The sequence below is a fragment of the Mycobacterium mantenii genome (genome assembly GCF_001667865.1).
GTDB classification, from domain to species: Bacteria; Actinomycetota; Actinomycetes; order Mycobacteriales; family Mycobacteriaceae; genus Mycobacterium; species Mycobacterium mantenii_A.
Window position 1 is genome coordinate 32,262 of the sequence record NZ_LZJP01000020.1, and the last position, 13,024, is coordinate 45,285.

Consider the following 13,024-nt stretch of genomic DNA (forward strand, 5'->3'; position numbering starts at 1 on the left):
TGTGCGGCTGGCCGCACACTCGGCGTGGGGGCTCGGCGCGTGGGGGGTTCGGCGTCAGGCCACCCCGCCCGCGGCGCGCCGAGCGTGACGGTGGCGTCACGCTCGGCGCCCAACGTGACGGTGGCGTCACACTCGGCGTATGGGGGGCGGGTCGGGCGTCAGGCCACCCCGGGATCGGACGTCTGCTCCGGGGCGGCCTGCACGTCGTCGATCTTGTACTGCCGGGCCGCCGCGACCGGCACCGAGGGATCGATCTCACCATCGCGCGCCAGCGCCTCCAACACCGCGACCACCTGCGACTCGGCGTCGGTGTTGAAGTACCGCCGGGCGGCCGGCCGGGTGTCGGAGAAGCCGAACCCGTCGGTGCCCAGGGTGACGTAGGTGCCCGGCACCCACGGCCGGATCTGCTCGGGAACCGCGCGCATCCAGTCCGAGACCGCGATCACCGGCCCGCTCGCGTCCGCCAGCGCCTGGGTGACGTACGGGACGCCGGCGGGCCGGTCCGGGTGGCGCAGCCTGGCCCTGTCGACGGCCACGCCGTCGCGGTTCAACTCGCCCCAGCTCGTCACCGACCACACGTCGGCGGCGACGTCCCATTCGGCGGCCAGCATCTCCGCCGCCTGCAGCGCCGACGGCATGGCCACCCCCGACGCCAGGATCTGCGCCTCATTGGCCCGTTGTTCGGTGGCGGTGCGGTAGCGGTAGAGACCGCGCAGCACGCCCTCGGGATCGAAGTTCTCCGGCTCCGGCGGCTGCACGTACGGCTCGTTGTAGATGGTGATGTAGAAGTACACGTCCTCGGGGTTCGCCCCGAACATCCGCGCCAGCCCGCTTTCCACGATGTAGGCGATCTCGTAGGCAAACGCCGGGTCGTAGGCGACCACCGCCGGGTTGGTGCTGGCCAGCAGCAGCGAGTGGCCGTCGGCGTGCTGCAGGCCCTCGCCGGTCAGCGTGGTCCGCCCCGCGGTGGCCCCGAGCAGGAAGCCGCGGGTCATCTGATCGGCGGCGGCCCACAGGCCGTCACCGGTGCGCTGGAAGCCGAACATCGAATAGAAGATGTAGATCGGGATCATCGGCTCGTTGTGCGTGGCATACGACGTGCCGGCCGCGATGAACGAGCCCACCGAGCCCGCCTCGTTGATCCCCTCGTGCAGGATGTGCCCGCCTTCGCTTTCCTTGTAGGCCAGCATCAGCTCGGCGTCCACCGCGGTGTACAGCTGGCCGAGGCGGTTGTAGATCTTCAGCGACGGGAACCACGAGTCCATGCCGAAAGTGCGCGCCTCGTCGGGGATGATCGGCACGATGCGCGGGCCGACTTCGGAGTCCCGCAACACTTCTTTGAAGGTCCGCACGGTCGCCATGGTGGTGGCGACCTCCTGGGTTCCCGACCCCTTCTTCAGCGCGGCGTAGGTGTCCCGGCCGGGCAGTCGCAGCGCCTTGGTCTTGGTTCGCCGCTCGGGCAGGAACCCGCCGAGCGTGCGGCGCCGGTCGAGCATGTACCGGATCTCCGGGGCGTCCGGGCCGGGGTGGTAGTACGGCGGCAGGTAGGGGTCCTCTTCCAGCTGGGCATCGCTGATCGGAATCCGGATCGCGTCGCGGAAATCCTTAAGATCTTGCAGCGCAAGCTTTTTCATCTGGTGGGTGGCGTTGCGGCCCTGGAAGTGCGCGCCCAGCGAGTAACCCTTGATTGTCTTGGCCAAGATCACCGTGGGCTGACCCTTGTGGTCGACGGCGGCGCGGTAGGCGGCGTAGACCTTGCGGTAGTCGTGGCCACCGCGCTTGAGGTTCCAGATCTCGGAATCGCTCATGTTCTCCACGAGCGCCTTGGTGCGCGGGTCGCGCCCGAAGAAGTGGTCGCGCACGTAGGCGCCGTCGTTGGCCTTGTACGTCTGGTAGTCCCCATCGCAGGTGGTGTTCATCAGGTTCACCAGCGCGCCGTCGCGGTCGGCGTGCAGCAGGGCGTCCCACTCGCGGCCCCAGACCACCTTGATGACGTTCCAGCCGGCGCCGCGGAAGAACGACTCCAGCTCCTGGATGATCTTGCCGTTGCCGCGCACCGGGCCGTCGAGGCGCTGCAGGTTGCAGTTGACCACGAACGTCAGGTTGTCCAGGCTCTCCAGCGCCGCGACGTGCGCCAGACCGCGGCTCTCCGGCTCGTCCATTTCGCCGTCGCCCAGGAAGCACCAGACGTGCTGGTCGGAGGTGTCCTTGATGCCGCGGTCGTGCAGGTAGTGGTTGAACCGCGCCTGGTAGATGGCGTTGAGCGGGCCCAGGCCCATTGACACCGTGGGGAATTCCCAGAACTCGGGCATCAGCCGCGGGTGCGGGTAGGAGGGCAACCCGCCGGCGGCGTGGCTGTGCTCCTGCCGGAAGCCGTCCATCCGATCGGCGGACAACCGGCCTTCCAGGAAGGCGCGCGCATAAATGCCCGGGGACGCGTGGCCCTGGATGAAGATCTGGTCCCCGCCGCCGGGGTGCGCCTTGCCGCGGAAGAAGTGGTTGAAGCCGACTTCGTACAGCGCCGCCGACGAGGCGTAGGTCGAAATGTGGCCGCCCACACCGACTCCCGGGCGCTGGGCGCGGTGCACCATGATGGCGGCGTTCCACCGGATCCACGCCCGGTAGCGCCGCTCGACGTCCTCGTCGCCGGGGAACCACGGCTCGAGTTCGGTCGGAATGGTGTTGACGTAGTCGGTCGACGTCAGCGACGGGAGGGCGACTCGCTGCTCGCCGGCCCGTTCCAGCAATCGCAGCATCAGATAGCGCGCTCGCGACGGGCCGGAGCGCTCCAGCAGTTCGTCGAAGGACTCCAGCCACTCCGACGTCTCTTCCGGATCGATGTCGGGTAGGTAGGAGGCCACCCCCTCGCGGATCACCCGAACGCGGTCGGGTTCGGTTGTGCTGTGGGGGTTTGTGGCCAGATCGTGGCGCACGAACTCAGTTGTCAACGCACTACTCCTGTTGTTGGCGGAATGTGTGCCGTACGGGTGGGTCGCACCCTTCCCACCATCGTGCCGCACCGGTGTTTCGCGCGGATAGCCGACGTCGGGTAGCCGACGGGGCTTCACCTGGCGAACACCAACTCGGCGTGTATGGGGCAGGTGCACAACCCACCCGGTAACGTCAGGCTCGTGCTCATCCGGTGGCGTGCCGTCCCGCAGACGCAGGTAGGGGCTTTCTCGCGGCGTGGGGCCTTGGCCCTCGGTTGTATCGCCGTGACGCTGATGGGCATCGTCGGGTGCACCTCCGTCACCAATGGCACGGCAACGCCGGATACCAAGGTGGCGCCGGCCTACCGGCAGTCGGTGTCCGCGTCGGTGTCCGCGTCGTCGGCGACCTCGAGCATCCGGGAGTCCCAGCGGCAGCAATCGCTGACCACCAAGGCGGTGCGCACCGCCTGCGCCACGCTGATCACCACCAGCAAGAACGCGATCGACAAGACCAACGAGTTCGTCCAGGCGTTCAACGCGGGCCGCGGCACCGGCCCGACCGAAGGCCCGGCCATCGAAGCCCTCAACGACAGCGCGACCACGGTCGGCAACAGCTTCAACGACGCGATGTCGCAGCAGATCAAGGACGCATTCAACGCCTACATCGACGCCGCCCGCGCGGTCGCCAACGCCATCGGCACGCACGCGGGAACCGGCGAGTTCAACAAACGGGTCGATCAACTCAACGACACGAAAAAGAACGCAGTGAAACTCTGCCTGGCAACCTGATGATGCGGAAGTATGTACCGGGCTCTGGCTGTGCGACGATAATTCCCAATCGCACAGCGCTCGGATGTTGAAGGAGGCTCCACGGTGGTCGCGGCGGATCACGCCCCGAGCTACGCTCGCAAACTGGGCATCCAACGGGACCAAGTTGTCCAGGAGTGGGGCTGGGACGAAGACACCGATGACGAGATTCGCGCCGATGTCGAGGAAGCCTGCGGCAGTGAGTTGCTCGACGAAGACACCGACGAGGTGGTTGACGTCGTGCTGCTGTGGTGGCGAGACGGTGACGGCGACCTGGTCGACACCCTGATGGACGCCATCACCGCGCTGGCCGAAGACGGCGTGATCTGGGTGCTGACCCCCAAGACCGGCAAGCCCGGTCACGTGCTGCCGGCCGAAATCGCCGAGGCCGCGCCCACCGCGGGTCTGATGCCGACCTCGTCGGTCAACCTGGGGGACTGGAGCGCCAGCCGACTGGTGCAGCCCAAATCCCGCGCCGGGAAGCGTTGATGCTGTCCGTCGGCACACCCGCCCCGGATTTCACTTTGCGCGACCAGAACCAGCAGCGAGTCACGCTGAGCTCGTATCGGGACGCCAAGAACGTTCTGCTGGTGTTCTTCCCGCTGGCCTTCACCGGGATCTGTCAGGGCGAGCTGGATCAGTTGCGCGACCATCTGCCCGATTTCGACAACGACGAGAGCGCGGCGCTGGCCATCTCCGTGGGCCCGCCGCCGACCCACCGGGTCTGGTCGCTGGACAGCGGCTTCACCTTCCCGGTGCTGTCGGACTTCTGGCCGCACGGCGCGGTGAGCCGGAGCTACGGGGTGTTCAACGAGGACGCCGGCTACTCCAACCGCGGGACGTTCGTCGTCGATCGGTCCGGGATCATTCGCTTCGCCGAGATGAAACAGCCCGGCGAGTCCCGCGACCAGCGGCTCTGGACCGACGCCCTGGCGGCGCTGAAGGCCTGAGAGTTTGGGGTCCTGGCCGACGGGCGTGTACCCTGCGGCGGGCATATAGGGCGCGTAGCTCAGTGGTAGAGCTCTGGTTTTACACACCAGCGGTCGGCGGTTCGATACCGTCCGCGCCCACCCAACGCCGCGAGCGTAAGCCCATTGCGAAAAATCAAGGCGAATTCCGCAGTGCGCTTACGCTCGCGAGCGGCGTTCGTAGCTTGTTCGGCCTAGACCGAATTATTCGAGTGTGGTCGCGCAAGCCTCCCGGAGTTACTCTTTGCCGATGATCGCGGGCGAGAAGGCGCCTGACTTCACTCTTTACGATCACACCGGTCGGCCCCGGGCGTTGTCAGCGTTCCTTGCCGACGGGCCGGTGGTGCTGTTCTTCTTCCCGCTAGCGTCCTCACCGATCTGTACAGCCCAGGCTTGTCATTTTCGGGACCTGAGCAACGAATTCGTCACGGTGGGCGCCCAGCGGGTGGGCATCAGCACCGACACCGTCGACAGGCAGGCCCATTTCGCCCAACAGCGCTCGTTCGACTATCCGCTGCTTTCCGACGCGGACGGCGTGGTGTCCGAGCTGTTCGGGGTGCGTCGGGGCAGGCTCGCAAAGCTGCGTAGATCCGTCGTGGCGCGTGAGGCCGCCCGGCGTGGCCGGCACACGCGGCGCCGTGGCCTGCTGGCCCGGCTACTGCCGGTCAGACGAACCACATTCGTCATCGACACCGATCGCACCGTACTCAAGGTGGTCTCCAACGAGCTTCGGGCATCCGTGCACGCCGACCAGACCTTGTGGTTCTTGCAGAACCACAAGGGGCCGCATAGTTCGCCGCATGCCGCGGGGAAACATTCCGACGCGCATCAGCAGTCGGAGGACGAGGGCGCAGACCGGAAAGCCGCGGACGAGGCGAGCCTGGTCCGGCCGTACACGCTGACGGCGGGCCGCACCGACTCTGGCGTCGAACTCGCACTCGAGGCTCCGGTGGAAGCGCTCAGCACCACGTCGAAGCCACCGCGCTGGCCGAGAAACGATGTGCGCGGCCAGATCCTGACGTATTGCGTGCAGAGCCCCTCGGTCGCAGAGATCGCCGCTCGCCTGTCCTTGCCGCTCGGTGCGACGCGGTTCCTGGTCGGCGATCTGGTGACGCAAGGTTATTTGCGGGTGCACGCCCCCCTCGGTGACTCGATGACGATTGACCAACGACGGGAACTGATAGGCAGGACACTGCGTGGCCTACGAGCACTCTGAGGGGTCGAGCGCCGGGGATTGACGCCGCATCGGATGATTTGTTGTACACGTGTTTCGTAATATGGATAAACGTTCGCTAGCGGGATAACAGTTAACCCGCAGTACACCCTCAGGTAACGCATATGTCGTTCACCAACATGGCGGAACTACGATTTTTTCATGCCGTTGGCTAACGGCAACGTGTTTGCTGGATATGCCATCCTGCGGTTGTTGGGATGTTTGGGGATGGGCGAGGTCTACTTCACCCGGCGTCCCCGTTTGGCCCGCGGTAAAGCGCTCAAAATATTGAGCACCGGCGTCTGCGCGGACGACGCCTACCGTCTGGTGGCACAGACGGATCCGGCGACCGCGCCAGGTCGTCTTACGTGGTGCGCGCCAACGACCGTGCGCCCCACTTCCACCGGCGATATCCCGATCGCAAATTCGCGTTGGGGATGCGCTGGCGCAGGCGATCACGCCTGCGGCATAGGTGATTATCCAAAGTCCGCGCGGGGACGGGCTCTCGCAGAACGGAAATCCTGTCATGTTCACCGCCACCACCAGGTGCTTCGGCGTCACCAGCCACGCCGGCTTTCTGGTTACCACCCTTGTATTACTAAGCGGCGCAGCGATTCTGCACGGCGGCGCGGCAGCGGCTGACCCGAACCAAGACGACCAGTTTCTCGCCCTGCTCGATCAAGAAGGCATCCCTGCTCTCGAGGGCGTTCCGTACCTCATCGATACAGCCCATAAAGTCTGTCGCGCAGTAGATGCCGGCTATTCGGCGAACGCCGTAGTGGACGCGATGGTGCAGTTTGCGTACAGCCAGGACCCGGCCGAGCGTACGTATGCTCCCGGGCGCCTCGCACGCACCGAGGCCCGATTCGTCACTGCGTCAGTCGAGGCTTACTGCCCATACGATCGAGGCAAGATCGCCTCCCTGAGCGTTAATCCCGCGTCGGCCTGGAATATGCCGACACCCGAGGGGACCGCGTACGCGCATACTGCGGTCACCTTCGCCATGCCGGCGCGACGGCAGGGAGACCTGGTACCGGGCCGATCTAGTGGCGACCGCTCCGACCTGCGCGCAGCGCTCGTTTCGCGACATCGAGTGGTTCCCGCCGGAGAGATCACCCAGCCGAACCCGCCGCAGCTTCCGGCGCCACCGCCGCCGGTGGCGCATCTCCGGACGCCACCTCTGCCGGTCGCGGCACCGCCTCGACCACAACGCTCGGCGCCCCGGCCACAGCAGCCGGCGCCCGCGCCGCTCCAGCCGGCGCCGCTCCGGCCCGCGCCCGCATCGCAGCTTCCGGCGCCACCACCGGAACAGCCAGCGCCTGCACCGCTACAGCCGGCGCCGCCACCGCCGGCGCCGCCATCGCCACAGCCGGCACCACCCATGGCGCCGGGCTTTGTCAGGCTCGCGCCGTGAGATCGTCGGCGGTACAAAGCCATGCCGTCCCTACCCGACGAGATCTTGCGTCGGTGGTCGGACGGCGCCCCGGCTAAACGTGGCAACAGCGCGTCAGCGGTTCCTCCAGGGCGGTCAGTCGTCGCGATGGAACGGCTCACTGAATCGGAGTGAACTCGAGGTGCAATTCCTTGAGGCGCCTGAACAAAAAGGTGCGGTCCCATTTGAGCCGACGAGCGTCTGCCGGACCGTGCTCGGCCTCTGAAAGCCGAATGTCGGCCATCCGGTCGAGCATTCGTGCCAAGCTCACCCGCACTTCGGCGCGTGCAATCGGGGCACCCGGACATGTATGAATACCACGGCCGAATGCCATGTGTTGCAATATGTTTGGACGGCCAAGACGGAATTCGTCGGGCTGTTCGAACCGTCCCGGATCGCGGTTCGCCGCGCCGTTCATCACCAGTACGCTGGTACCTGCTTGCACGTCGATGTCGCCGATCCTGGTGGGGCGCCGCGCCATGCGGAAATTCGATTTGATTGGGCTTTCGATGCGCAGCATCTCCTCGATGAAGGCAGGGATCATCGAATTGTCCTCGCGCAGTATCTTTTGCAAGTCTGGCCGTTCGGCCAGCGTCAGCATCGAGAGACTCAGTAGGTCGATCGTCGTGCCGTGGCCGGCGGCGAACATAAAGGTGGCAACGCGGGCAACGTCGATCGGGTCGGGTGTCGTGCCGTCGGGAAACTTTGCCAGCGCAAGCTCGGTGAGGACGTCGTCGCGCGGATTGCGCCGCCGATCCTCGATGTAATCGACGAACCACTCCTCTTTGACGCCAACGAAGCCGCTGCGATCGCCTTCGAGCCGACTAGCGTACGCAGCGCGACGGAATCGCTCACGGTCGCCCTCAGGTACGTCCAGCAGGTCGGTAATCGCGTCGAGCGTGAACGGAAAGTTGTAGTCGAGGACGATCTCGCACTTGCCGTCGGCGACGAAGCGGTCGAGTTGCTCGCCGGCAAGACGCCACAGGAAGTCCTCGTTGTTCTTGAGTTGCCTTGGCGTAAACAACCGGCTCAACAGCGAGCGGTGCGCGGTGTGCTTCGGGGGATCGAACGTTATGAAGTAGTCGCCGAACGTGATTCTCTGGCGGTGCCGCTCGATCAGATCGGAGATGTCATCACTGTCGCTTGAGATCGGAATCCCCGACCATGGACCGCTGACTATGTTGCACACCGACAAGTTCTGATCGGTGTCGCGCTGCACCGCGACGGCCTCGTCGTACCCCGACACCATCACCACGCCGTGCGCCGGTTCACGCCATACTGGGCATCGACGGATCGCGTCGTAGTAGTCGTAGGGGTCATCGACGAGCGACATGTTGGTGAAGAAGTCCAGGTTTTTCTCGGGTCCGCTCACGTCGGCCTCCCACGCGTTGCTAAATCAATGCTAAGCGCTCAGCAGATGTACGGGAATAGCCGTCGGAAACGCATCGGGTCCTCTGGAGAACCCCGACTCCGGCTACGACGAGCGAAAAGCCCTGGCGTCCAACGGCTCCGACTGCAGACTCGTGCGCGAAGCCCACACGGAGCCGGGGACCAAACGGTCGCTCTCTCCAGACGATCGAAGGAGAGTGCGATCACTTTTCAGTGGCGCGGCGTGAACTTAATCCTCGTGAACTTCGTCATCTAGAGGTGGTCACGAATGGTCTTCTAGGTGTGGTCACGAAGGTCGCGTACCGCATCGGCGGCGTAGACCCGTCAGTCCGTGCACCTTTCAGCCAACTGGGTCGCCGCATCCGGTTGACGAAGCAACCGCCTCCACCCCAGGCGAGAGACGCTCGGCTGCAAGACCTTCAGGACATGGCGCTCACGTCGCGAGCGTTACCTAACAATCGAGCCGGCACACCTAGCGGCTCGCACGGATTTGGCGCTACGAACCGATGTCGGGAGTGGCCAGCCACGCTAAGCGCCTTCAACCACTCGCATGGCTCGCAAAATTGGCCCCGCGATACGCAACCTTGCCGAGATCTCGGCCGATTGGAAACAGGTGAGTACCAACGGGTTTGATGACCGCAAAGGCGGCTACTCGTCTTGGTTAACGACGAGAAGTAATGCAGCCGATGGCCGACTCTCGTCGACGTATTGCGCCGTCGGGCCGGCTGAATACGTCGAAGCAACGCGCGGCATGTCTGGACTTCCTCGAACAGGACTGGACCGATATACGGCCGAAGAGTCTGCGTGAGAGGGCCTCGCAGGTCAGGCGTTTGACACGCAAAATTCGCTACCGCTTTATAAGGGGACTCGGGATGGGACCGCAACTAACTGCTCGTGGGTATCCGCTGACCCGGGGACAGCTGGATATATGGCTTGCGCAGGAAACGGGTCGCTTCGCTGCGCGATGGCAACTGGGCTATTTGGTGCGAATCGAGGGCGCGGTAGAGCCTGATTTGCTTGAGCACGTGATTCGTCAAGCGGTGCGCGAGGCCGAACCGCTCAGAGCCACCTTTTTCCAGCTGGACGGCCAGGTTTTCCAACAGACGGTTGATTACCCGGACGTTGAGCTTGCCAACTACGATCTCCGAGGCTCGAAAGACCCTGTCCAGGAAGCACATCGGCTGGCATTCTCGATTCAGGGCACGGTGATGCCGTTTAGTGGCCCGCTGTTCAAATTTGCGTTGTTGCGGACGCGGGTAGACGAATTCTATTTCTTCGTGTGCTGCCACCATATCGTGGCCGACGGAATCGGCCTTGCTCTTGTTTTGCATCGGATCGCAGATATCTATAATGCTTTGGCTTCGGGCGCGTCGATTCCGCCCGCTTTTTTTGGGTCGCTGAGTGATCTGATTGCTTGCGAATTAGAATACGAAGCGTCCACCGATTATCTCGATGATCAAGCCTATTGGACTAAGAACCTGCCGCCGGAAAGCGAACCGCGCCATCGGTTTACGCCCGCCGCGGACGGGCGTGATCCACATGAGTCTTCGGCACCAATTCAATTGGACCCTCTCGTCGTCGCCGGAATCCAGGAGCTGTCGCAGGAGTTGGGGGTGCGTCGCTCGTCGGTGATTACTGCGGCGTGCGCGCTGCTGGTGCGGGGGTACGACGTCGACAGTTCGGAGGTGGTGCTCGATTTTCCGGTGAGCAGGCGTGTGCGTCCCGAGGCACAGACGGTGCCTGGAATGATTTCCGGGTCCGTTCCATTGGTGTTGAAAGCTTCGCCGGGGTCTGCGGTTGCCAGCTTTAATGAACATGTTGACACGCGACTGCGGGAAGCGCTGCAGCATCAGCGGTTTCCAGTGCACGTTATTGAGAACCAGGCACGTCTCCGCACCTCCGCGCAGACGTCGAATCGCGTGATCGTTAATTTCATTCCGACCGCACATCAGGCGAATCTTGCCGGTGCTACGGCGTCGGGGACCCTGACCCATACCAACCTCGTCGATCAGTTTGGACTGGACTTTTTCAGGGACGACGATCGGCTTTTTCTCAGCACGCAGCCGAGCACCACGACGAGTGGGTCCGCGGGTGTCGGGCAATTGCTATCCGATTGTGATGTCCGCGATTTAGTGAAGCGGTTAGAGCGGGTGCTGCTGGCGATGACCGCCGATCCCACCCGGTCGTTGTTGTCGGTGGATCTGCTCCACGCGGATGAGCATGCCCGGTTGGATGAGATCGGTAATCGGGCGGTATTGGACGAGTCGGCGACCACGCCGGTGTCGATTCCGGTTTTGTTCGCCGCGCGGGTAGCCCAGACACCGGATGCGGTGGCGCTGGTATGCGAAGGGTGTTCGTGGACCTACCGAGAGGTCGAGGAGGCGGCCAACCGGTTGGCGCGCGTGTTGGCCGGCCGGGCGGTGGGTCCGGGGCAGTGTGTGGCACTGGTGTTGGAGCGCTCGGCTGAGGCGGTCGTGGCGATGTTGGGGGTGCTCAAGTCCGGGGCCGCGTATTTGGCGATCGATCCCGCGGTGCCCGAGGTGCGGGTGCAGTTCATGGTGGCCGATGCCGCGCCGGTGGCCGCGGTGACCACCGCGGGGTTGGCCGGGCGATTGGAGGGGCACGATCTGCTGATCATCGATCTCAACGATGTCGGTGTTGACGCCGATCCCTGCATCGCGTTGCCGACGCCGCACGCTGATGACCTGGCCTATCTGATTTACACCTCGGGCACCACCGGTGTGCCCAAGGGGGTGGCGGTCACCCACGGGAACTTGGCTCATTTGACGGAGTCGTCGCCGGCGGGTCTGCCGGGGTGCCAGGTGTGGACGCAATGTCATTCGTTTGCTTTTGACTTTTCGGTGTGGGAGATCTGGGCTGCGCTGTTGGGTGGGGGGCGGCTGGTCGTGGTCGCTGATGACGTGGCGCGTTCACCGGAGGGTTTCCACGACCTGTTGGTGGCTGAGCAGGTCAACGTGTTGACGCAGACCCCGTCGGCGGTGGGAGTGCACTCGCCGGAGGGGTTGGAGTCGGTGGCGTTGCTGTTGGGTGGTGAGCCGTGTCCGGGCGAGGTGGTGGATCGGTGGGCGCCCGGGCGGGTGGTGATCAACGCTTACGGGCCGACCGAGACCACGGTGTATGCGGCGATGACTGCGCCGCTGACGGCGGGTTCGGGGGCGCCGCCGATCGGTTCGCCGGTGTCGACCGCCGCGTTGTTTGTGTTGGACGGCTGGTTGCGTCCGGTGCCTGCCGGTGTGGTGGGGGAGTTGTATGTGGCCGGCCGCGGCGTGGCGTGTGGGTATCTGGGCCGTGCGGGGTTGACGGCGTCGCGGTTTGTGGCCTGTCCGTTCGCCGGCGCGGGAGCGCCAGGAATGCGGATGTATCGCACCGGGGACCTGGTCCGCTGGGGCACCGATGGGCAGCTGCAGTATCTGGGGCGCGCCGATGAGCAGGTCAAAATCCGCGGCTATCGCATCGAGCTGGGCGAAGTGCGCGCGGCGCTGGCCGACTGCGATGGGGTGGCGCAGGCGGTGGCGATCGCTCGCGAGGACCGCCCCGGCGACAAACGCCTGGTGGGTTACGTCACCGGGACCGCCGACCCGGCAAAGATCCGCGCCGCGCTGGCCGAGCGGCTCCCGGAGTACATGGTGCCGGCCGCGGTGGTGGTGCTCGACGCGCTGCCGCTGACACCCAGCGGCAAACTCGACACCCGCGCCCTGCCCGCACCCGGATACACCGGTGGTGGTTTTCGCGCTCCGGCCAGCCCGGTCGAGGAGATCCTGGCCGGCATCTACGCCGACGTTCTGGGCGTGGAGCGCGTCGGGGTCGACGATTCGTTCTTCGACCTGGGTGGGGATTCGCTGTTGGCGATGCGCCTGGTCGCCGCAATCGAGACCGGTTTTGACGCCGGCCTTTCGGTACCGACCGTGTTCGAGGCGCCCACGGTTGCCCAGTTGGCCCCGCGTATCGGCGCAGGTGTAGGCCGGCTCGAGCGGTTGGTGGCGGGCGGGCGGCCCACCGTGGTCCCGCTGTCGTTCGCCCAGCAGCGGTTGTGGTTCCTCGACCAATTGCAGGGCCCCTCACCGGTTTACAACATCCCGGCGGCGTTGCGGTTAAGTGGGCGGCTTGATGCCGAGGCGCTGGGCGCGGCGCTGGCCGACGTGGTGGCCCGCCATGAAAGCCTGCGCACACTGTTACCGGTGGTCGAAGGGATACCGCGGCAGGTGGTGGTGGCCGCCGAGCGGGCCGATTTCGGCTGGGACGTCATCGATGCCACCGACTGGCC

Annotated in this window: 8 protein-coding genes and 1 tRNA gene; 7 read left to right on the top strand and 2 right to left on the bottom strand. The window is 65.1% G+C overall.

Translation table 11 applies throughout. The annotated features are described in order from the left end of the window. Window positions 1–158: 158 nt before the first annotated feature. Window positions 159–2,948 (bottom strand): pyruvate dehydrogenase (acetyl-transferring), homodimeric type, encoded by a 2,790-nt coding sequence (gene aceE, locus A5688_RS03405; RefSeq protein ID WP_067914829.1) that lies wholly within the window; start codon window positions 2,946–2,948, stop codon window positions 159–161. 183 nt (window positions 2,949–3,131) lie between these two features. Between aceE and A5688_RS03410 the strand changes: the two genes are divergently transcribed. The 6 genes from A5688_RS03410 to A5688_RS26630 all read left to right on the top strand — a co-directional run bounded on the left by A5688_RS03410 (window position 3,132) and on the right by A5688_RS26630 (window position 7,332). Beyond that, a complete protein-coding gene (locus A5688_RS03410) occupies window positions 3,132–3,719 on the top strand; it encodes a hypothetical protein (protein WP_067836622.1) in 588 nt (195 codons plus the stop codon). Window positions 3,720–3,803: 84 nt separating this feature from the next. Then, window positions 3,804–4,226: a DUF3052 domain-containing protein gene (locus A5688_RS03415; RefSeq protein ID WP_067836559.1), complete on the top strand. Its 423-nt coding sequence runs from the start codon at window positions 3,804–3,806 to the stop codon at window positions 4,224–4,226. Next, window positions 4,226–4,687: a peroxiredoxin gene (locus tag A5688_RS03420; RefSeq protein WP_067836557.1), complete on the top strand. Its 462-nt coding sequence runs from the start codon at window positions 4,226–4,228 to the stop codon at window positions 4,685–4,687. The genes A5688_RS03415 and A5688_RS03420 overlap by 1 nt, the downstream gene beginning before the upstream one ends. Before the next feature lie 48 nt (window positions 4,688–4,735). Beyond that, window positions 4,736–4,807 (top strand) — tRNA-Val (locus A5688_RS03425). A gap of 148 nt (window positions 4,808–4,955) precedes the next feature. Further along, complete coding sequence (locus A5688_RS28500; RefSeq protein WP_067914827.1) at window positions 4,956–5,921, top strand: peroxiredoxin; 966 nt, start codon at window positions 4,956–4,958, stop codon at window positions 5,919–5,921. 523 nt (window positions 5,922–6,444) lie between these two features. Then, the gene (locus tag A5688_RS26630; RefSeq protein WP_082955227.1) at window positions 6,445–7,332 is read left to right on the top strand and encodes a DUF732 domain-containing protein; all 888 of its coding nucleotides are present in this window, start codon (window positions 6,445–6,447) and stop codon (window positions 7,330–7,332) included. 136 nt (window positions 7,333–7,468) lie between these two features. Here the strand turns inward: A5688_RS26630 and A5688_RS03435 are convergent, their stop codons facing one another. Beyond that, window positions 7,469–8,722, bottom strand: a complete 1,254-nt coding sequence (locus tag A5688_RS03435; protein ID WP_067836551.1) for a cytochrome P450 — start codon at window positions 8,720–8,722, stop codon at window positions 7,469–7,471. An 889-nt stretch (window positions 8,723–9,611) separates the two neighbouring features. On the opposite strand from A5688_RS03435, the gene A5688_RS03445 reads away from it, so the two are divergent. Then, window positions 9,612–13,024 (top strand): non-ribosomal peptide synthetase (locus A5688_RS03445; RefSeq protein WP_120312458.1); only part of this gene is annotated, 3,413 nt, incomplete at its 3' end.